Raw genomic sequence first — 17,977 nt, 5'->3', positions numbered from 1 at the left:
CGCCTCAATTGGAGAGAATCGACCATGGCCAAATGGCTGAAAACTTCGGAATGCGTGAAGTTTGAAGTGGCGGAACGCATTGCGCGTATCACGCTGAGTCGTCCGGACAAGCGCAACGCCATCAACAATCCGCTTCTGCAGGAACTCAAGGCGGCGTTGCTCGAAGCCGACGACCTCAAATCGGTGAACGTGATCGTGCTGTCGGGAGCTGGCCGCGATTTCTGCGCGGGCTACGATCTGGTGACGACGTATTCGGATCGGGTCGCGGACGCCGCTGATCCGGGGGACTATCGTGGAACGATTCGCAGCTTCGACGACGACTGCTGGTCGATGGAGCGGCAGTCGGAGACGGTCAATCTGATGGCCGATATCCACAAGCCGATCATCGCGCAGGTGCATGGCAACTGTCTTGCGGGCGGCACGGATCTCGCGCTGGCGTGCGACATGGTGATCGCCGCCGACAACGCGAGGATCGGCTTTCCCGCCACACGCGCGAACGGCTCGCCGCCTGCGCATATGTGGTTCTATCACGTCGGCCCGCAGTGGGCGAAGCGCCTGCTGCTGTCTGGCGACTCGCTGACGGGCCGCGACGCCGCGAAGGTCGGGCTCGTGATGGATGCGGTGCCGGCAGAGCAGCTTGAAGCGGAGGTGGGCGAGTTGGCACGCCGTCTGTCGTTTGTCGATGCCGATCTGCTTGCGGCCAACAAGCGCATTGTCAACATCGGGCTGGAGCTGGCCGGTTCGCGCACGCTTCAGCGGCTCGCGGTGGAAAACGACTCGCGGGCCCACCAGAGCCAGGGGCCGCGCCGCTCGCAGTTCAAGGCGGACATGGAAGCGGTTGGCCTGAAAGAAGCGCTCAAGCGCCGCGACGAGCCGTTCGGCGACGGGATGATCCGCCTGCATGCTCGGGGCAGCTGACCAGACCGTCGAACGGACGAACCAAACTCAAACGAAGATCCGAACATCATGGATGTTGAACTCACATTGAACGGCGCGGTTGCGACGCTGTGTCTGAACCGCCCAGAGAAGCTCAACGCGCTGACGCCGGAAATGCTTGATCTGATTTTCGGCCACCTCGATGGCATCGAAAACGATCCGGAGATTCGCGCGGTGATTCTCACGGGCGCAGGCCGCGCATTTTGCGCCGGCGCCGACATCAAGGGCAGCGGCGCCGCGCCACCGCAGATGAGCGTGGCGCACGCGCGCGCATCGATGGCGGTGTATCAGAAGATCGCGCTTCGGTTGTACAACCTGAACAAGCCAATGGTCGCGGCGGTGCGCGGGGTTGCCGTGGGAATTGCATGGAGCTTTGCGCTGTGCGCGGACCAGCTGATCGTTTCCGATACCGCGCAGTTCATTCCCGCCTTCCTGATGCGCGCCACCTTGCCTGAAGGGGGCATGGTGCATCTGCTTGCGCGTCATTGCGGCGAGTTTCGCGCCAAGGAAATCATGTATCTGAATCGCCGGCTGAGCGGCAAGGAAGCACTCGATATGGGTCTTGCCAGTCATCTCGTCGAGGACGGCGAGCTTGACGCGGCCGCCGAAAAGCTGGCTGGCGAGCTGGCCGCCGGCCCGACTTTCTCGCTCGGGCTGACCAAGCAGTTGTTCAGGTTGAACACCGGTGGCATGGAAGAGTTTCTTGCGCAGGAACTGAACGCGGTGGCGCTCGCGGTGAACTCCGAGGACGCGGCGGAGGGCCGGCTCGCCGCGAGAGAAAAACGCGCCCCAGCTTTCAGAGGCCGCTAGGCGGAGCACCCGCACGAGCGCGGCGCAGTGGCGCGACGGAGCAGACCAACGAAGGCGCATGAGATTCAGGAGTCAGGCATGCATTTCGGCTATAGCGAGGAAGACGAATCATTTCGTCGGGAAGTCAGAACGTTTTTCAGTGAGCATGCGCCGGCCGACATTTCACGCCGCTGGCGCGTTGGCGTGCATCCGCCTGCGCGCGATGACATCCGCAGATGGCAGCGCATTCTGTACGAGCGCGGCTGGGGTGCGCCCCATTGGCCCGTCGAACATGGCGGCACCGGCTGGAGCGCGCTTCGCAAGCATATCTTCATGGAAGAGCTGTACAACGCCGATGCCATGGACTATGGGTGGCAGTCGACGCAGATGGTGGCACCCGTCATCATCGCGTTCGGCTCGGACTGGCAGAGGGAGCGTTTTCTCGGGCCTATTCTGCGTGGCGACGAGTTCTGGTGCCAGGGCTTTTCGGAGCCGAACGCGGGCTCGGATCTGGCTGGACTGAAGACCACGGCCGTGCTCGACGGTGACGAGTACGTGATCAACGGCCAGAAGATCTGGACCAGCGACGCAACGATTGCCGATTGGGGATTCTTCCTCGTCAAGACCGATACGACCGTCAAGCCGCAACGAGGCATTTCCTTCCTGCTGGTCAAAATGGACACACCGGGTATCACGGTGCGTCCGATCGTTTCGATCGAGGGCGGCAAGGGCCTGAATGAAGTGTTCCTCGAGAACGTGCGCGTGCCGAAGTCGCATCTCGTGGGCGAGGCCGGCATGGGTTGGACCTATGCGAAGTATCTCCTCGAGAAGGAGCGCACGGCGAGCGCGTTCCTGTACTTCAACAAACGCGAGCTGCAACGCGCGAAAGACATCGCGGGGCAGGAGCGGGTGGACGGCGTGCGGCTCATCGATACACCGGGGTTCGCGCGCAAGGTCGCGGAGGTCGAAGCGGACCTGTTGGCGCTCGAATGGTCGGTGCTCCGCATCCTTGCGGAAGAGAAGAGCGAGCGCAATCTCGATGCGGTCGTCTCCGCGCTGAAGATCAGCGGCTCGGAAATGCAACAGCGCGTGACGCAGCTGCAAATGGACGCACTCGGTCCTCGCGTGATGCGTTTCGACGACCACGGCGAGCCGCAGGGTGATCTGGCGGTCGATGAAAGCTGGCCGGACTACATCGGCGGCCGCACGTCGGGCTATCTGATCGCTCGCGCGTCCACGATCTATGGCGGCGCGCGCGAAGTGCAGAAGAACATCATTGCCAAGCTGGTTTTTGGACTGTAGCCATGGACTTCAACTTCTCTGAAGAACAATTGATGCTGAAAGACGGCGCAGAGCGCTACGTTCAGCAGGAATATGGATTCGAGGCGCGCACGCGCATCGCGGCGGGGCAAGAGGGGTTCAGCCGCGAACATTGGCGCGCCTATGCCGAGCTTGGCTGGCTCGGGCTGACGATGCCGGAAGACGTCGGCGGTCTCGGGTGCTCGTTCGTTGAAACGGCGATCGTGATGGAGGCGCTCGGCCGCGGTATGGCGCTCGAGCCGGTCGTGCAGACGGCGCTGCTTTGCGCCACGACCGTCGAACGAGGCGATGCGCCGCGCCAGCGTGAGACGCTGCTGCCCGCCGTCATCGACGGCACGCTGCTGCTGTCGCTCGCGGACAGCGAAGCGGGCAGCCGATACAAGCTGGGATGCCACGCGCAAACGCACGCGCTCAAGAGCGCCTCGGGTTACCTGATCAGCGGCGCGAAGACGCTGGTGATCGCCGGCGCGTCGGCGGACCAGTTGCTCGTGACCGCGCGAGTCGAAGGCGCGTCGCAAGGCGTGGGCGTTTTTCTTGTCGATCGCCGGGCCGCGGGCGTGACGTGCCGGTCGTACCGCTTACTCGATGGATCGCGTGCCGCGGATATCGACCTGCACAACGTCGAGCTCAGCGAAGATGCATTGATCGTCGGACCTGAACGCTCGCTGCAGGTGCTCGCGCAGGCAACGGAACTCGCCAGTCTCGCGAGCGTGGCCGAGAGCCTTGGCATGATGGAAGCCGTGATGGCGATCACCTCGGAGTACATCAAGGGACGCTCGCAGTTCGGCCAGCCTATCGGCAAGTTCCAGGCGTTGCAGCATCGCATGGCTGAGATGTTCGTCGCCACGCAGGAGGCGCGTTCGATGCTGTACTGCGGGATCGCGCACCTGAACGGCCCGGCGGCCGAACGCAGCCGCGTCATCTCGGCGGCCAAAGCCGTTGCCGCGCGCGCCAATCGCTTCGTTTGCGCGCAGGGCATCCAGTTGCACGGTGGCATGGGGCTCACCGAGGAATACCCAATAGGCCACTACTTCCGCAAGATGACGATGATGGAGAAGATGTTCGGCGATATCGACTTTCATCTCGACCGCGTTGCGGCAGGCGGCCAGACACCGATAACGGGCTGAGACGGAGAGCAGATCATGCAACGCGTGAAGCAAAAGATTGCCATCGTGACGGGGGCCGCATCCGGTATCGGCGCTGCCTGTGCCGCCAGGCTCGCGCAGGAGGGCGCCTTGCTCGTCGTGGCGGACCTGAATCTCGAAGGCGCGCAGGAACAGGTTCGTCGTATTAACGAAGCGGGGGGCCACGCGGTCCCGGCGCAGGTCGATATCGGCGACGAAAGTTCGATCGATGCATTGTTCGATCTGACGCTCAAGACTTGGGGCGGGCTCGATATCCTGCATAACAACGCCGCGGCCACATCGCTTTCCAGTACTGCCGATGCGGCAGTCGAGGCACTCGACGTCGGGGTCTGGGACGACACGATGCGCATCAATCTTCGCGGCACCATGCTGGCTTCGCGGTGCGCGCTGCCGCTGATGCGCGCACGAGGCGGCGGTTCGATTATCAATACCTCTTCCGGTGCCGCTCAGGCGGGCGCGCTGGGGTATAGCGCATACGGCGTCTGCAAGGCCGGTATCGAGGCGCTGACGCGCTACGTCGCCGCGCAGCACGGCAAGGAAGGGATACGCTGCAACGCGATCGCTCCGGGCCTGATCGTCACGCCGGTGACCCAGGCGTACTACGCGGGGGAGACCGGCGAGATGATGCTGAGCCACCATCTCACGCCTCGCCTCGGGCAGCCCGAAGACATTGCACACGCGGTGGTGTATCTCGCTTCGGATGAGGCGGCGTTCGTCACGGGCCAGGTGTTCAACGTCGATGGCGGATTGCTTTCACACCAGCCTTACTATGCCGACGAAATCCGCGCGCGCGCGGCCGCGATGGCCAACGCTACGAAGGGGAAGCCATGACGACGGATTCAGCGCTGCTTGCGCGCATCGAGCGCATCGAGGCGCAGCTCGCCATCCAGCAGTTGCCGGTCCGATACGCGCTCGCGGTCGATTCGCGCGATCTGGACAGCCTGGTGCAACTGTTCGCCGAAGACGTCGATTGCGGCCGATGGGGCGTCGGGCGCGCGGCATTGAAGACGTTCTACGGGTCCGAGCATATTCTGCGCGGCTTTTATCGCAGCATTCACCAGATCTGCGGCCACGTCGTCGATTTCATCGATGCCGACCATGCGACGGGAAGCGTCTATTGTCGCGCGGAGCACGAGGACAACGGAGCGTGGGTGGTGATGGCGATCTGCTACTTCGATCACTATGTGCGGCGCGACGGCCAGTGGTGCTTCGAGCGTCGCGACGAACAGCATTGGTATTCGACGGACTGGCTCGCTCGCCCCGGTGCGCCGCGCTTCCAGCACTGGCCCGGCAAGTATGAAGGCGACCGGTATCAGCCGCGCCTTCCGCAGGGATTTCCGACATGGGCGGCGTTCTGGAGCACGAGCGAACAGCACGCGATCGACGCGTTGACGAAGGTGCCGTAAGCTCGGTCTCGTCTTTGACTCTTGCCTGCTACAGCGCCGCTTCCCCACGCAAGAGCACGTCGGCACCCCCATCGACGAACGGGACTTGGCCCACCATGTAGCCATTGGCGGAACTGGCGAGGAATGCGAGGAGCGGCACGATCTGCTCAGCGGTTGCATAGTCGTGCACGGCCGTGGGTACACCGGCGGCAAGCACCTCGCGTCCCTCGGCCGTTTCCAGCAGCGGTGCGACCATCGGCGTCTTCACGGTGCCCGGCGCGACGCCGTTTAGCAACACGCCCCCGTCGGCCCACCCGGGCAGCACCGCCGTGCGCCGTATCCATTGCGTCAGCGCGCGTTTGGATGACGCATAGCTTTGAGCGCCGATCTTTCCAGCCCGTTCGCGTGCGGCGGCTTCGTCGCCGTCGAGGCACAACTCGACGAGGCGCGCATCGACGGGATGAAGCGAGGCGAGCGATGAGATCACCACGACGCGTGGCTCGCTGGCGAGACGCAGGAGCGGCAACAGACGCGGCAGCAGATCGGTAACGCCGAAGTAATTTACCGACACCAGCGTGTCGCCGGACACGGGGGGCGACACTCCGGCGCAGGCGACCACCGCATCGATCGACGACGTGAGGCGCTGCACGCGCTCGACGAGCGCCGCGCGCTCCGCCGGGACAGTGAGGTCCGCGCAAACATCCGCATCGTGGAGATCGACGCCGATCACCCGTTCGCCGAGCGTCGTCAGATGCCGGGCCAGCGCCGCGCCCATGCCTGAGGCAGCGCCGGTGATCAGCGTCGTGCGGGGGGCATCTGTGCCCATTGCGCTCACCCCGCCGAACCGGGCAGACGCACCACCAGCCCGTCCAGTTCCGGCGTCATGAAGATCTGGCATGTCAGACGGCTGTTTTCGCGCACGTCCATCGCGCAGGTGAGCATGTCGACTTCATAGGATTCCGCCGCCGGCATGTGGCTGCTCCAGGTGTCGTCGACATACGCGTGACAGGTTGCGCAACTGCAGCTGCCGCCGCAATCGCCGAGAATGCCTGGGATCTGATTGTTCACCGCCGTTTGCATGACTGAATCGCCAACGTTGGCGCTTACCGCGGCCTCGCTGCCGTCAGGCTGGATGAATCGAATGAGCGGCATGGCTTCTGAACCTCTGAAAAATGGGTTGGACTAGGGAAGCAGACTTTTCAACGGGATCGATTCGTTGGCGAGATCGGCGGCGCGGACCGGTATTTTCTCGGCAACGAAACGCTTGGCCAGCACGAATTCGGGTACACGGCTGACCGTATCGGCTGCGAGCATGACGCCGTCCTTGAGATAAAACGCCGAGAAAGAGCGGGCTTTGGGGTCGCCGCGCAGCACGAACTCGTCGTAGCCGACGGACAAGCCGACCATCTTGAGCTTCAGATCGTATTGGTCGGACCAGAACCACGGCACGCTGTTGTAGACACGCTGCTTGCCGCACAACGACGCAGCGGCGGTGCGGGCCTGCTCCAGCGCGTTAGGGACCGACTCGAGACGCAGGCGCCGACCGAGCGAAGGGTTGGGGTGGTTGGTGCAATCCCCGACCGCAAAAATGTCCGGGTCGGACGTGCGCGTGTGTTCGTCGACCATGATGCCGTTGTCGACAGCAAGGCCGGCCGCTTGCGCGAGTTCGGTGGCGGGCTCCAGTCCCACGCCGACGATGACGAGATCCGCGGCGACGCGCGTGCCGTCAGCGCAGCACACGGCGGCAACGGCGTCGCCGGATGCGTCGAGTTCGAACTCACTCACGATCGCGTTGGTACGGATGTCGACTCCGGCTTCGCGGTGAACTTCCTCGTAGAACGTGGAAAGCTCGGGAGCCGTGACACGCGCGAGGACGCGCGGCAACGCTTCGAGCACGGTGACGCGCAAGCCGCGCTTCACGGCTACCGCAGCCACCTCCAGCCCGACATATCCACCGCCGATGATCACGAGGCGCGAGCCGGCATGAAACTGGTTCCGAATGCGCGCGACGTGATCGAGCGTGCGAAGGTAGTGAAAATTCTGCAGCTTCTCGATCGCTTCGATACCCGGCAACGCGAGGCGCCGCGCGCGGCCGCCGGTGGCCAGAACCAGTTTCGTATAGCTGATTTCGCTGCCGTTGGACAGCGTGACCCGTTTCGCGTCACGGTCGATGCGCTGCACGCGCGTGTTCGGGATGAACTCGACACGCGCTTTGTCGTACGTCGACAGCGGTTTCAGGTACAGCTGCTCGGCGGTCGATTCGCCCGACAGGAATGCCTTGGAGAGCGGCGGCCGTTGGTAGGGCAAATGCGGTTCTTCTCCTACCATCACGATGCGTCCCGTCCATCCCTGGTCGCGGATCGTGGTCGCGCATTCTCCCGCTGCGTGACCCGCCCCGACGATCAGCGCGGTGTTCTCTGCGTCTCCAGCTGTCATGAGGCTAACTCCATCTCGCACAGCCGCAGGCTCGCTGCGGCCACAGTAAGTCTGAATAATGTTCTAAATTGTGAACGACGGTCGCTGCGACTGTCAATGCTCATGAACCCCGTTGGGCCGAGGCCGAGCTGACCATCGCCTCGATGCCGCCAACCGCGAAACGAATCAAATAGGTGCGCATGCGCTCGATATGTGCTGTCGTGAGTGCCTTCGCTCCGGAGCGTGCTTCCTGCGCGTAAAGCTCGTTGAGCACCAGATGAAACACCGACTCGACGAAATGCTGCACCAGTTCGACGGTCTCCCGCGTGACGCGGGGAAGTGCGTTGGCGAAGGCGTCACCGTAGCGCGCGGCCGCAGGCGCGTATTGGTCATAAAACGGCGCCGTGAGATCGGGGCGCTCCAGAAGACAGCCAATCTGGGTTAGCAGGCGCAGGTAATTTCGCCACCCCGGATCGCCGCTCTCCAGATGCGCGAAGGCCGGTGCGGAAAGTGCGGTCACGATTGCTTCCACGTCGGGACGCTTGCCTTGCAGCGCTGCCAGTTCGGCCTCGAGCGATTCGATGACCTGCCGGCTGATCACCGCTGCGCGGCGGCCGATCGCCTGCTGAAACAGCGCGTCTTTGCTGCCGAAGTGGTACCGCGCGAGGCTCAGCTCCATGCCACAGCTTTGCATGATGTCGCGAATCGACGTGCCGAAGTAGCCGTGCATCGCGAACAGCCGCTCGGCGGTATCGAGAATGCGCTCTGGCGTCGTGCTGCGCGCCGTGGCGCGCGGTTCATTGATGGCAGTCGCCCGTCTGCTGGCGGCGTGCGTGGTGCTGGACGGCATGGTTTCCCTTTGATGGCGGGGCGCGAGCCAGAAAGCGCGCGACATCCCTTTCCGCGAATGATAGATCGATCTTGCACAGTTGTGCAAAATAGAACATAGTTCAAGTATTGGTACTTCGCGCAAAACCAGAGGTGCCTGCAAACAAACGATTGATGGAGACAGCAACCATGGCCGGCGCGCTGCAACTCGAGGACTTCGACGATGCTAAGTTCAACCCTTTTTTCGAGGATTCACTCGCTTACGGTGCCGATGCGGACCCTTATCCACGCATTGCGGAACTGCGGGAAAAGGCTGCGGTTCAGCAGGGTGACTACCGTGTGCTGATGGGCGGCGCCGCGGACCTGACGATGTCCGACGTCGCGCACTATTCCGTATTCGGATACGACGAGGTCTCGAAGGTGCTTGGCGACCCGGCAACGTTTTCGAACAAGTCGTACGAGCGCAATCTCGGCATCAGCTTCGGGCGCAGTATCTCGACGATGGATGCGCCCGAACACTCGCGCTACCGCCGCATCTTCCAGAAGGCCTTTTTGCCGAATACCGTCGCGGCATGGGGCGATACGCTGGTCGACCCAGTGGTGAGCGAGCTGATGTCGAAATTCATGGATCGCGGACATGCGGATCTCGTCAACGAGTTCACGCTTCACTACCCGTTCAATATCATCTATCGGCAACTGGCATTGCCGCCGGAGGATGTGAAGATCTTTCACAAGCTAGCAATCGCACAGACGCTGGTTTCGATCGATGTCGAGCATGGCGTGGAGGCATCGACGAAGCTGGGCACCTATTTCGCGCGGCTTGTCGACGAGCGCCGCAGTCATCCTGGCGACGATCTGGTGAGCTCGCTGGCCACCGCGGAGGTGGACGGCGAGCGGCTACCGGACGAGGTCGTCATTTCATTTCTTCGCCAGTTGGTGAATGCGGGCGGCGACACGACCTATCGCGCGACCAGCGTACTGTTGCTTGCGTTGCTGCGCGATCCGGTACAGCTCGAAGCGGTGCGCCAGGATCGCACGCTGGTCGCGGCGGCGATCGAAGAGGCTCTGCGCTGGGACGGCCCCGTGCTGATGCAGTCGCGTATGGCGACGCGTGATGTCACGCTCGGCGGTGTCGAGATTCCTGCCGGCGCATTTCTCGACGTGCTGGCGGGCAGCGCCAATCGCGACCCCAGCCGCTTCGCCGATCCGGACAGGTTCGACATCTATCGCAAGGCTGGTCACCGGCACTTTGCATTCGCCTATGGCCCGCACGTGTGCATCGGCCAGCACCTGGCGCGCGTGGAAATGACGCGTGCGCTCAACGCGATTCTCGATCGCCTGCCCAATCTTCGGCTCGATCCGGCCGCGCCAGCTCCACAGATCAACGGGATCATGATGCGCGTTCCGCATTCGATTCCCGTCATCTTCGGCTAATAAGGTAGCGCTGGTCTGCACGCACGGTGGAGAACGCATAGATGACCGAGTTTGACTTTATCGTGATTGGCGCGGGTGCGGCGGGTTGCGTGCTAGCCAATCGTATTTCGGAGAGCGGGCACCATACCGTGCTACTCATCGAGGCAGGTCCGGAAGATCGCAATCCGTTGATCCGGATGCCGAAAGGCTTTGGCAAGCTGCTGGGCGATCCAGCTCATGCCTGGTTCATTCCGGTGCAGCCCGATCACGGAAACGGGCATCGCAACGAAATCTGGCTTCGCGGCAAGATGCTCGGCGGTTCCAGCAGCATCAACGGCATGGTGTATATGCGAGGTCATCCCGAGGACTACGACGGCTGGGCCGAACTGGGTGTCGAGGGCTGGAGCTGGCAGAACCTGGCGCCTTGCTTCAGGCGGATCGAAGATCACGCGCTCGGCGCCGATGAGCTGCGTGGAGAGGGCGGCCCGCTGAAAGTGTCACCGTACCCGCAGCGCAATCGTATTGGCGACGCCGTACTCGAGGCGTGCCGGTCGCTCGGCGTGCGGCGCGTTGAAGATATCAACAGGCTCGATCATGAGGGCGTCGCCTACCTGATCTATACGATACGCAACGGTCGTCGGCAAAGCTCGGCCGAAGCCTTTCTGAAGCCCGCGAGGGCGCGCAAGAACCTCACGGTCGTGACCGGCACACAAGCCGCGCGAATCGTGTTTGACGGGACGCGCGCGGTCGGCGTGCAGTGCGAAAGCGCTGGGCAGCAGATCGCTTACCGTGCGCGCCGCGAGGTCGTGCTGTCGGCGGGCGCGATCGAGTCGCCGCGGCTTTTGCAGCTGTCGGGCGTTGGCGATCCCGGCCATCTGCAGTCGCTTGGCATTCCTGTCGTGGCGGCGAATCCGGGGGTCGGACGGAACCTGCGCGAGCACTATCTATATATGCTTCAAGCCCGCCTGCGGCATTGGCGCGATTCGCAGAACCGCCAGTTCGGCGGCATGCGCTTATGGCGCAACGCGATGCAGTATCTGCTGTTCCGCCGTGGCGTGATGTCGCTCGGCTCGTACCAGGTGGGCGGCTTCGTCAAGACCGCGGCGGATGCGATGCGTCCCGACGTTCAACTGATGATGGCGCCGTACTCGATGGATTTCGGCGCGGCCGGTTACGCGTTCGAGTCTTTCCCAGGCATGCAGCTCTTCAGCTATCCGCTGCGCCCGCGCAGCGAAGGGCACGTCAGGATCCAGTCCGCGGACCCCCGCGTGCCGCCCCAAGTCGTCGCGAACTACCTTGCCGATCCGTACGACCGGCAGATGGCTGTCAACGCCTTCCGGTTCATGCGCAGCGTGCTGGCCGCCGAGCCGCTTGCCAGCCTGCTGGCAGGGGAGACACGCCCAGGCCCCGCCGTCCAGACCGATGACGAGATTCTCGACCTCTACCGGCGTGAAGGCCAATCCGGCTATCACGCCTGCGGTACCTGCAAGATGGGATCGGACACGCTTGCCGTGCTCGATTCGCGGCTGCGCGTGCGCGGTGTCGAACGCCTGCGCGTGATGGATCTCTCCGTCACACCCACGATGATCTCCGGCAACACGAATGGCCCCATGATGGCGATGGCATGGAGCGCCGCCGGCCTGATCCTGGAGGACGCGCGATGAGCCGCCTCGAAGATTACAGCGGGCGTTTTACGAACATCGATTTCGAGCGACGCGACGGAGTTTTGCAAGTGCGCTTGCATACGGAGGGTGGCCCGCTCAAGTGGGGCGCGCTCGATCGCAGCATTCACAGCCAGCTAGGCGAGGCGTTCTACCAGATCGCACGCGACCTCGACAATCGCGTAGTGATCCTGACCGGCACCGGCGATTCGTTCTGCGACGCGATGAATTACGCCGAGTTGCCGACGGAGCCGCTTGCGCAAGCCTGGCCGCGCCTGCAGCGCGAAGGGCAGGACCTGCTGATGCAACTGCTGGACATTCCGGTTCCAGTTATCGGCGCGATCAACGGGCCGGCACTCATTCATGCCGAGTTGCTCGTGCTGTCGGATATCGTGCTGGCATCCAGTCGCGCCGAAATCTCGGACCAGGCGCACTTCGTTCACGGCGTCGTGCCGGCGGACGGCGTGCAGATCGTCTGGCCGATGCTGATTGGCCACAACCGCGCCCGCTACTTTCTTCTCAGCGGCGAGCGCATCACGGCGCAGCGTGCGTGGGAGCTTGGCGTCGTCGGCGAAGTCGTCGCGCACGACACGTTGCTCGAACGTGCGTGGCAAATGGCGCACGAACTCGCGGCGAAGCCGATCGAAACGCTGCGATACACGCGCGCGGTCTTCACGCAGCCGTTCAAGCGCCGCGTGCTCGACGAACTGGGCTACGGGCTCGCGCTAGAAGGGCTCGCCGGTATTGCCGCGCAGTCCGGCAAGACATAGTCGGTCAACGCGAATGTTCACGAATGGGAGACACGATATGACCTTGGTAGTGCAAGCATCGACGGAGCGCAACGCGATCGTTCAGCAGGCGCTCGACCGTGCCACACGGGAAGGCGGTGAGATCGGCGTGCAGGTGGCGGCCTATCTGAACGGCAAGCTTATGATCGACGCATGGAGCGGCGTGGCCGATCCGTCCACCGGCCGTCTGGTCGATGGCGAAACGCTGTTCAATGTGTATTCGGTGACGAAGGCCGTTGCTGCAACGGCGTTGCATATCCTGGCCGACCGCGGGCTGATCGAATACGACGCGCCGGTGACGCGCTACTGGCCAGAGTACGGTGCGCACGGCAAGCAGAACACGACGGTGCGCGATGTGCTGACGCATCGCGCGTGTGTGCCGCAAATGCCCGAAGGCGTCACGCCGGAGCTGATGTGTGACTGGCAGTGGATGACCGGCGCCATCGCCAACCTTGAGCCGCTTGCGGAGCCGGGGACGAAAACGCTGTACCTGTCGATGACGTTCGGCTGGATCGTTGGCGAGCTGGTGCGGCGCGCCGATCCGAAGAAGCGCTCGCTGGGCCGTTTTGTCCGGGAAGAGATTGCGATGCCGCTCGGCATCGACGATCTGTGGATCGGCATTCCCGACGAAGTCGAACCGCGCATCGCACGTCTGACCGATGCAATGGTGCCGGTTCCCGCGGCATACCTGCCGCCGCTGTTCTTGCGCTCGATGCCGCAACAGGTCGCATTGACGCCGCAAGTGTTCGAGCGCCCGGACGTGCGGCGCGCGGAAGTGGCGGGCGTTGGCGGGATCTTCAACGCGCGCAGCGAGGCGCGCTTCTGGGCAATGCTGGCATGCGGCGGCGAGTTGGACGGCGTGAGGATACTCTCGAAGGAACTCGTTGCCACGCTGAACACGCCACGCGCCAATAGCGAGGAGCCCGACCCGGTGATGTTCGGCTTTCCGATTCCCATCACGATCGGTGGCTTCTGGTTCGGCGGCAACCATCCGCCGGTGACGGCGGCACGTTCGCCGCGCGCTTTGTGCCATCCGGGGCAGGGCAATTCGATCGGCTGGGCCGATCCGGATACCGGGCTCGCCGTCGCGATCTGCCATAACAAGCTGTTCAACCCGGCCACGCCGGAAGAAGATCCGCTGCTTCCGATCGCTGCGGCGATTCGCGACGCACTGGATCTGAAGTGATTGGCACGACGCTCATGGATATCGAGTATTTGCAGCAATGGACCGGGCGCACTGAGCAAGTGCAGGACCAGGTCACCTCCACGCCGATGGCGGCTCTGAGCGCCATGCTTGACCACGATGACGCGCCTTCAGCACGTGGCGATGACTTGCCGCCATTGTGGCACTGGCTTTATTTTCTGCCGGTTCATCGCCAGTCGATGGTGGGGACGGACGGTCATCCGAAACGCGGCGGCTTTCTGCCGCCGGTCGATTTGCCTCGCCGCATGTGGGCGGGCAGTCAACTCGAGTTTCTACGGCCGCTGAAAGCGGGTAGCGCGGTCACGCGTCTTTCATGCATCGAGAGTGTTGCGCACAAGCATGGACGTACCGGCGATCTCGTGTTCGTGAAGGTCAAGCACGAGGTCAGCGACGCTGCTGGCCTTGCCATCGTCGAACGCCAGGATATCGTGTATCGCGATCATCCGGCTGCCAGCGAAAAGCCTGCAGCACTACAGGTCGCGACCATGGGCGCTCAATGGACACGCGAGATCAATCCTGATCCGGTGCTGCTGTTTCGCTACTCAGCGCTTACGTTGAATGGTCATCGCATTCACTACGATCGGCCTTACGCGATCGGCGAAGAGGGATACGAGGGACTCGTCGTGCATGGCCCGCTGCTCGCCACCCTTCTGATGGACTCGCTCGGATCGGAGCTGCCGGGCGCTCGCGTCGGAGCGTTTTCGTTCCGCGCGATCAAACCGGTGGTGGACACTGCGCCTTTCTATGTTTGCGGAAAGCAGGACGAATCGGACCAAAACAAGGTGAGCTTGTGGATCGCCGGCAGCGACGGATCGTTGCGCATGGAAGCCACGGCTACTCTGGTCTGATCGTCGAGCCGGTCCGCTGGCGGGGTCGCCGTAGCCGGACCGGACGCTGAATGGGAGACTTATGCGTTCGTTTCTTTTTGTGCCGGGCAGCAAGCCCGAACGATTCGCCAAGGCACTCGCGGCAGGCGCGGATGCGGTGATCGTGGACCTGGAGGACGCTGTCGCAGATTCGGACAAAGCGTCGGCGCGTGCACATGTTGCCGGTGCGGTACGAACATTTTCGGCATCGCCGGTTCGCGTACTGTTGCGCATCAATGGAGCGGGTACGCAGTGGTTCCAGCAGGACCTCTCACTCGCAGCGTTCGATGGTATCGATGGCGTCGTGTTGCCCAAGGCGGAGAAACCGGCTGCTTTGACCGCTGTCGCGGCGGCAACGGCGAAACCCATCTTGCCGATCATCGAATCTGCCGAGGGCGTCTGGAACGCACTGGACGTGGCGCGCATGCCCGGCGTCGAGCGACTCATATTCGGTTCGGTTGACTTCGAGCTTGATCTGGATTGTGACGGTTCATGGGACGCGTTGCTGCTCGCGCGTTCGCGTATCGTGCTGGCCTCGCGTGTAGCTGGAATCCTGTCCCCGGTGGACGGCGTTACGGTAGCGATCGATGACGAACAGCAACTCGCGGGGGATTCGTCGAAGGCGCGATCGCTGGGCTTTGGCGGGAAGCTGTGCATTCATCCGCGCCAGGTTGCAGCGGTCAATGCGACGTTCAGCCCGAGCGCGGATGAAATTGCCAAGGCGCAGCGAATCGTCGACGCGTATGAGCGGGCAGAAGGCGGGGCGGTGTCCGTAGATGGACGGATGGTGGACTTGCCGGTATTGCTCAAGGCAAGACGCATCGTTGGCGTGTCTGAGAGCGTGCGCGGTTCAGAGGAAGGGTAAGTGGTGTGGCGGGTGAGCGCCGCACCGCCCGCGCCACCACCGCATCAGGTGGCGCGGGCGTGACGAGGTATCGCTTACACCGGATCCCAGGGCGTGAGCGCCATCGAGGGCACGTTCGGGAAGAAGCTCGCTTCGAACGCCGGCATCACCTGCTCGGCAATCGCCTCGGGCGTCCAGCCGCCGTCGCGATGCAGCGAGCGGATCATGCGGATCTGGTTGAAGAAGTAGATCTCGTTGGCGCGCACGCCGAAGATCTGACCCGAAACCTTTGCGGCCTGGTCGGACGCGAGGTAGACCGCGAGCGGCGCGATCTTGCGCGATTCCATGCGCTTGAGAATTTCGACCCGTGCTTTTTGCTCAGGCGTCTCCGAGGGGATCGAGGCCGTCATCGCGGTCCATGCCCACGGCGCGATGCAGTTCGAGCGCACGTTGAATTTCGCCATGTCGAGGGCAATCGACTTCGACAGACCGACGACCCCCATCTTGGCGGCGGAGTAGTTGGCCTGTCCGATGTTGCCGATCAGACCCGAGGTGGAGGTCATATGAACGAAGCTGCCGCCGTTTTGTGCCTTGAAATGCGGAGCCGCCGCGCGTGCCACGAAAAACGATCCGTTCAGATGCACGTCGACGACGGCCTTCCACTCGTCGAGGCTCATGTTGAAGAACATGCGGTCACGCACGATGCCGGCGTTGTTGACCACACAGTCGATGCGGCCGAACGTGTCCAGCGCGGCCTGCACGATCTTCTGCGCGGAATCCCATTCAGCGACGCTATCCGTCGAAGCAAGCGCTTGCCCGCCGGTCTCCTTGATTTCTTCGACCACGCGCTCCGCGGCGAATTGGCCGGTTTCGGCGTTGCGACCAAGGTCGTTGACGATGACCTTTGCGCCGTTCGCCGCGAATTGCAACGCGAAATCGCGCCCGATGCCGGCACCCGCACCCGTTACCACTACCACCTTGTCCTTGACGAAATCGCTCACTCTTGTCTCCGTTCGATAGGCGTTGATGTAAAAAAGCTCGCTTCGGTATAATATCAAAACTGAACGGCGTTGCATAATATGAACGCTAGCACGTTGATGCAAACTGTGACGACTCATCCATTTGTAGACGACTAAATGATAGGAGACGCGAGATGAACCCTACGAAAGACTGGACCGTGCCGGACCATGTTCCCCGAGAACTCGTGGTCGATTTCGACTATATGAATCCGCCAGGCGTGCAAGACGATGTTCATATCGCGTGGATGACGCTGCACACCGGGCCCGATATCGTCTGGTCTCCGTACCATGGCGGCCACTGGATCGCGACGCGAGGAGAAGACATCGAGGCGATGCAGAGGGACCATACCCGCTTTTCGCATCGCAGCGTCAACATCCCGCCGCTCAACGAGACGCGGCTCGTGCCGCTCGAACTCGACCCGCCCGAACATACCGCGTACCGTAACCTGATCACGCCCGCTTTCCTGCCGCAAGCGATCGCCTCGCTGGAGAACGACGTGCGCAACCTCGCAATCGAGCTGATCGAAAAGCTCGCTCCGCGGGGCGAATGCGAGTTCGTGTCGGAGTTCTCGAAGATCCTGCCGATCGTGATTTTCCTGCGGCTGGCAGATCTTCCGTTGAGCGATCGCGAGCAACTGCTCGAATGGGCGGAGTGGGCCGTGCGTGGCAACGTCGAAGAGCGCAACGAATCGCAGCACCGGCTCATCGGGTATATCTCCACCTGGGTGGAAAAGCGTCAGGCAGAGGCGGGCGGCGATCTCGTCAGCCTCGTCGCCAACGCGCAGATCGAAGGCAAGCCGATCAGCCCCGAGCGCATGTTTGGGATGTTTATCGTCGTGCTGTTCGGCGGCCTCGATACCGTCGCATCGATGATGGGTTTCATCGCGCGCTTTCTCGCCGAGAATCCGGCGCATCGGAGGCAACTGATTGAGAATCCCGATCTGATGGTTTCGTCGGTCGACGAACTGATTCGGCGCTTTGGCGTGGCGAATACCGCGCGGCTCATCACACAGGACATGGAATACAAGGGCATCCAGTTCAGGAAGGGCGACCAGATCCAGTTGCCGAACTCCCTGTTCGGCCTCGACGACCGCAAGTTCAGCGATCCGCTCGCCGTTGACCTGACACGCAAGCCGGTGATTCACGCGGCTTTCGGCAACGGACCGCATCGCTGCCCCGGTTCGTTTCTCGCGCGCACGGAGATCAAGGTGTTCCTGCAGGAATGGCTCAAGCGCATTCCCGATTTCCGCATCCGCGAGGGCGAAAAGCCGCGCTGCGGTTCGGGCTCCGTCAACGGCATGCTTTATCTGCCGCTCGTCTGGGACGTAGCGCGCTGAAAGATCCCCCACCCTCAACGACTCATC

General features: G+C 62.9%; 18 protein-coding genes. 13 read left to right on the top strand and 5 right to left on the bottom strand.

From position 1 onward, the window contains the following. Positions 1 to 24: 24 nt before the first annotated feature. From F6X42_RS07440 to F6X42_RS07415, 6 genes are all read left to right on the top strand, one after another. Positions 25 to 918: a crotonase/enoyl-CoA hydratase family protein gene (locus F6X42_RS07440; protein ID WP_187633573.1), complete on the top strand. Its 894-nt coding sequence runs from the start codon at positions 25 to 27 to the stop codon at positions 916 to 918. Positions 919 to 966: 48 nt separating this feature from the next. Then, positions 967 to 1,746: an enoyl-CoA hydratase/isomerase family protein gene (locus tag F6X42_RS07435; protein WP_187633572.1), complete on the top strand. Its 780-nt coding sequence runs from the start codon at positions 967 to 969 to the stop codon at positions 1,744 to 1,746. A gap of 78 nt (positions 1,747 to 1,824) precedes the next feature. Continuing rightward, positions 1,825 to 3,027 (top strand): acyl-CoA dehydrogenase family protein, encoded by a 1,203-nt coding sequence (locus tag F6X42_RS07430; RefSeq protein WP_187633571.1) that lies wholly within the window; start codon positions 1,825 to 1,827, stop codon positions 3,025 to 3,027. Positions 3,028 to 3,029: 2 nt separating this feature from the next. Further along, the gene (locus F6X42_RS07425) at positions 3,030 to 4,172 is read left to right on the top strand and encodes an acyl-CoA dehydrogenase family protein (RefSeq protein WP_187633570.1); all 1,143 of its coding nucleotides are present in this window, start codon (positions 3,030 to 3,032) and stop codon (positions 4,170 to 4,172) included. A 15-nt stretch (positions 4,173 to 4,187) separates the two neighbouring features. Further along, positions 4,188 to 5,021 (top strand): SDR family oxidoreductase, encoded by an 834-nt coding sequence (locus F6X42_RS07420; RefSeq protein WP_187633569.1) that lies wholly within the window; start codon positions 4,188 to 4,190, stop codon positions 5,019 to 5,021. After that, entirely contained in the window at positions 5,018 to 5,596 is a 579-nt protein-coding gene (locus tag F6X42_RS07415) for a nuclear transport factor 2 family protein (protein ID WP_187633568.1), read from the top strand. Before F6X42_RS07420 ends, F6X42_RS07415 begins: the two co-directional genes overlap by 4 nt. Before the next feature lie 28 nt (positions 5,597 to 5,624). Here F6X42_RS07415 and F6X42_RS07410 read toward each other — a convergent pair whose 3' ends face one another. From F6X42_RS07410 to F6X42_RS07395, 4 genes are all read right to left on the bottom strand, one after another. Then, positions 5,625 to 6,401 (bottom strand): SDR family oxidoreductase, encoded by a 777-nt coding sequence (locus tag F6X42_RS07410; RefSeq protein WP_187633567.1) that lies wholly within the window; start codon positions 6,399 to 6,401, stop codon positions 5,625 to 5,627. A 5-nt stretch (positions 6,402 to 6,406) separates the two neighbouring features. After that, positions 6,407 to 6,727 (bottom strand): 2Fe-2S iron-sulfur cluster-binding protein, encoded by a 321-nt coding sequence (locus F6X42_RS07405; RefSeq protein WP_187633566.1) that lies wholly within the window; start codon positions 6,725 to 6,727, stop codon positions 6,407 to 6,409. 30 nt (positions 6,728 to 6,757) lie between these two features. Further along, positions 6,758 to 8,011 (bottom strand): NAD(P)/FAD-dependent oxidoreductase, encoded by a 1,254-nt coding sequence (locus F6X42_RS07400; protein WP_187633565.1) that lies wholly within the window; start codon positions 8,009 to 8,011, stop codon positions 6,758 to 6,760. Between the two features lie 100 nt (positions 8,012 to 8,111). Then, positions 8,112 to 8,981: a TetR/AcrR family transcriptional regulator gene (locus F6X42_RS07395; protein WP_246530006.1), complete on the bottom strand. Its 870-nt coding sequence runs from the start codon at positions 8,979 to 8,981 to the stop codon at positions 8,112 to 8,114. Positions 8,982 to 9,007: 26 nt separating this feature from the next. Here F6X42_RS07395 and F6X42_RS07390 point away from each other — a divergent pair, with 26 nt between their 5' ends. The 6 genes from F6X42_RS07390 to F6X42_RS07365 all read left to right on the top strand — a co-directional run bounded on the left by F6X42_RS07390 (position 9,008) and on the right by F6X42_RS07365 (position 15,615). Beyond that, positions 9,008 to 10,252 carry a cytochrome P450 gene (locus tag F6X42_RS07390; protein ID WP_187633754.1) on the top strand — a complete coding sequence of 415 codons (1,245 nt, stop codon included), beginning with the start codon at positions 9,008 to 9,010 and terminating at the stop codon, positions 10,250 to 10,252. 41 nt (positions 10,253 to 10,293) lie between these two features. Next, the gene (locus F6X42_RS07385) at positions 10,294 to 11,895 is read left to right on the top strand and encodes a GMC family oxidoreductase (protein WP_187633564.1); all 1,602 of its coding nucleotides are present in this window, start codon (positions 10,294 to 10,296) and stop codon (positions 11,893 to 11,895) included. Beyond that, on the top strand, positions 11,892 to 12,662 hold the full coding sequence (locus tag F6X42_RS07380) for an enoyl-CoA hydratase/isomerase family protein (protein WP_187633563.1): 771 nt from the start codon (positions 11,892 to 11,894) through the stop codon (positions 12,660 to 12,662). Before F6X42_RS07385 ends, F6X42_RS07380 begins: the two co-directional genes overlap by 4 nt. Before the next feature lie 37 nt (positions 12,663 to 12,699). Further along, positions 12,700 to 13,866 carry a serine hydrolase domain-containing protein gene (locus F6X42_RS07375; RefSeq protein ID WP_187633562.1) on the top strand — a complete coding sequence of 389 codons (1,167 nt, stop codon included), beginning with the start codon at positions 12,700 to 12,702 and terminating at the stop codon, positions 13,864 to 13,866. A gap of 14 nt (positions 13,867 to 13,880) precedes the next feature. Beyond that, positions 13,881 to 14,732 (top strand): HTD2 family dehydratase, encoded by an 852-nt coding sequence (locus F6X42_RS07370; RefSeq protein ID WP_187633561.1) that lies wholly within the window; start codon positions 13,881 to 13,883, stop codon positions 14,730 to 14,732. A 61-nt stretch (positions 14,733 to 14,793) separates the two neighbouring features. After that, positions 14,794 to 15,615 (top strand): HpcH/HpaI aldolase/citrate lyase family protein, encoded by an 822-nt coding sequence (locus F6X42_RS07365; RefSeq protein WP_187633560.1) that lies wholly within the window; start codon positions 14,794 to 14,796, stop codon positions 15,613 to 15,615. 74 nt (positions 15,616 to 15,689) lie between these two features. On the opposite strand, the gene F6X42_RS07360 is transcribed toward F6X42_RS07365, so the two are convergent. Continuing rightward, the gene (locus tag F6X42_RS07360; protein WP_187633559.1) at positions 15,690 to 16,595 is read right to left on the bottom strand and encodes an SDR family NAD(P)-dependent oxidoreductase; all 906 of its coding nucleotides are present in this window, start codon (positions 16,593 to 16,595) and stop codon (positions 15,690 to 15,692) included. Positions 16,596 to 16,747: 152 nt separating this feature from the next. Between F6X42_RS07360 and F6X42_RS07355 the strand changes: the two genes are divergently transcribed. Continuing rightward, on the top strand, positions 16,748 to 17,950 hold the full coding sequence (locus tag F6X42_RS07355) for a cytochrome P450 (RefSeq protein ID WP_187633558.1): 1,203 nt from the start codon (positions 16,748 to 16,750) through the stop codon (positions 17,948 to 17,950). The last annotated feature ends 27 nt before the right edge of the window (positions 17,951 to 17,977 follow it).

Origin of the sequence: Paraburkholderia podalyriae, from assembly GCF_014397785.1 — a bacterium.
Taxonomy (GTDB): Bacteria; Pseudomonadota; Gammaproteobacteria; order Burkholderiales; family Burkholderiaceae; genus Paraburkholderia; species Paraburkholderia podalyriae.
The sequence above is the reverse complement of the archived record's forward strand: the minus strand, read 5'-3'. Positions and strand labels throughout refer to the sequence as shown.

Bases quoted from the DNA above. Each gene is read 5' to 3' on its own strand.
- F6X42_RS07440 (WP_187633573.1), top strand. From the start codon at position 25: ATGGCCAAATGGCTGAAAACTTCGGAATGCGTGAAGTTTGAAGTGGCG.
- F6X42_RS07435 (WP_187633572.1), top strand. From the start codon at position 967: ATGGATGTTGAACTCACATTGAACGGCGCGGTTGCGACGCTGTGTCTG.
- F6X42_RS07430 (WP_187633571.1), top strand. From the start codon at position 1,825: ATGCATTTCGGCTATAGCGAGGAAGACGAATCATTTCGTCGGGAAGTC.
- F6X42_RS07425 (WP_187633570.1), top strand. From the start codon at position 3,030: ATGGACTTCAACTTCTCTGAAGAACAATTGATGCTGAAAGACGGCGCA.
- F6X42_RS07420 (WP_187633569.1), top strand. From the start codon at position 4,188: ATGCAACGCGTGAAGCAAAAGATTGCCATCGTGACGGGGGCCGCATCC.
- F6X42_RS07415 (WP_187633568.1), top strand. From the start codon at position 5,018: ATGACGACGGATTCAGCGCTGCTTGCGCGCATCGAGCGCATCGAGGCG.
- F6X42_RS07410 (WP_187633567.1), bottom strand. From the start codon at position 6,401: ATGGGCACAGATGCCCCCCGCACGACGCTGATCACCGGCGCTGCCTCA.
- F6X42_RS07405 (WP_187633566.1), bottom strand. From the start codon at position 6,727: ATGCCGCTCATTCGATTCATCCAGCCTGACGGCAGCGAGGCCGCGGTA.
- F6X42_RS07400 (WP_187633565.1), bottom strand. From the start codon at position 8,011: ATGACAGCTGGAGACGCAGAGAACACCGCGCTGATCGTCGGGGCGGGT.
- F6X42_RS07390 (WP_187633754.1), top strand. From the start codon at position 9,008: ATGGCCGGCGCGCTGCAACTCGAGGACTTCGACGATGCTAAGTTCAAC.
- F6X42_RS07385 (WP_187633564.1), top strand. From the start codon at position 10,294: ATGACCGAGTTTGACTTTATCGTGATTGGCGCGGGTGCGGCGGGTTGC.
- F6X42_RS07380 (WP_187633563.1), top strand. From the start codon at position 11,892: ATGAGCCGCCTCGAAGATTACAGCGGGCGTTTTACGAACATCGATTTC.
- F6X42_RS07375 (WP_187633562.1), top strand. From the start codon at position 12,700: ATGACCTTGGTAGTGCAAGCATCGACGGAGCGCAACGCGATCGTTCAG.
- F6X42_RS07370 (WP_187633561.1), top strand. From the start codon at position 13,881: ATGGATATCGAGTATTTGCAGCAATGGACCGGGCGCACTGAGCAAGTG.
- F6X42_RS07365 (WP_187633560.1), top strand. From the start codon at position 14,794: ATGCGTTCGTTTCTTTTTGTGCCGGGCAGCAAGCCCGAACGATTCGCC.
- F6X42_RS07355 (WP_187633558.1), top strand. From the start codon at position 16,748: ATGAACCCTACGAAAGACTGGACCGTGCCGGACCATGTTCCCCGAGAA.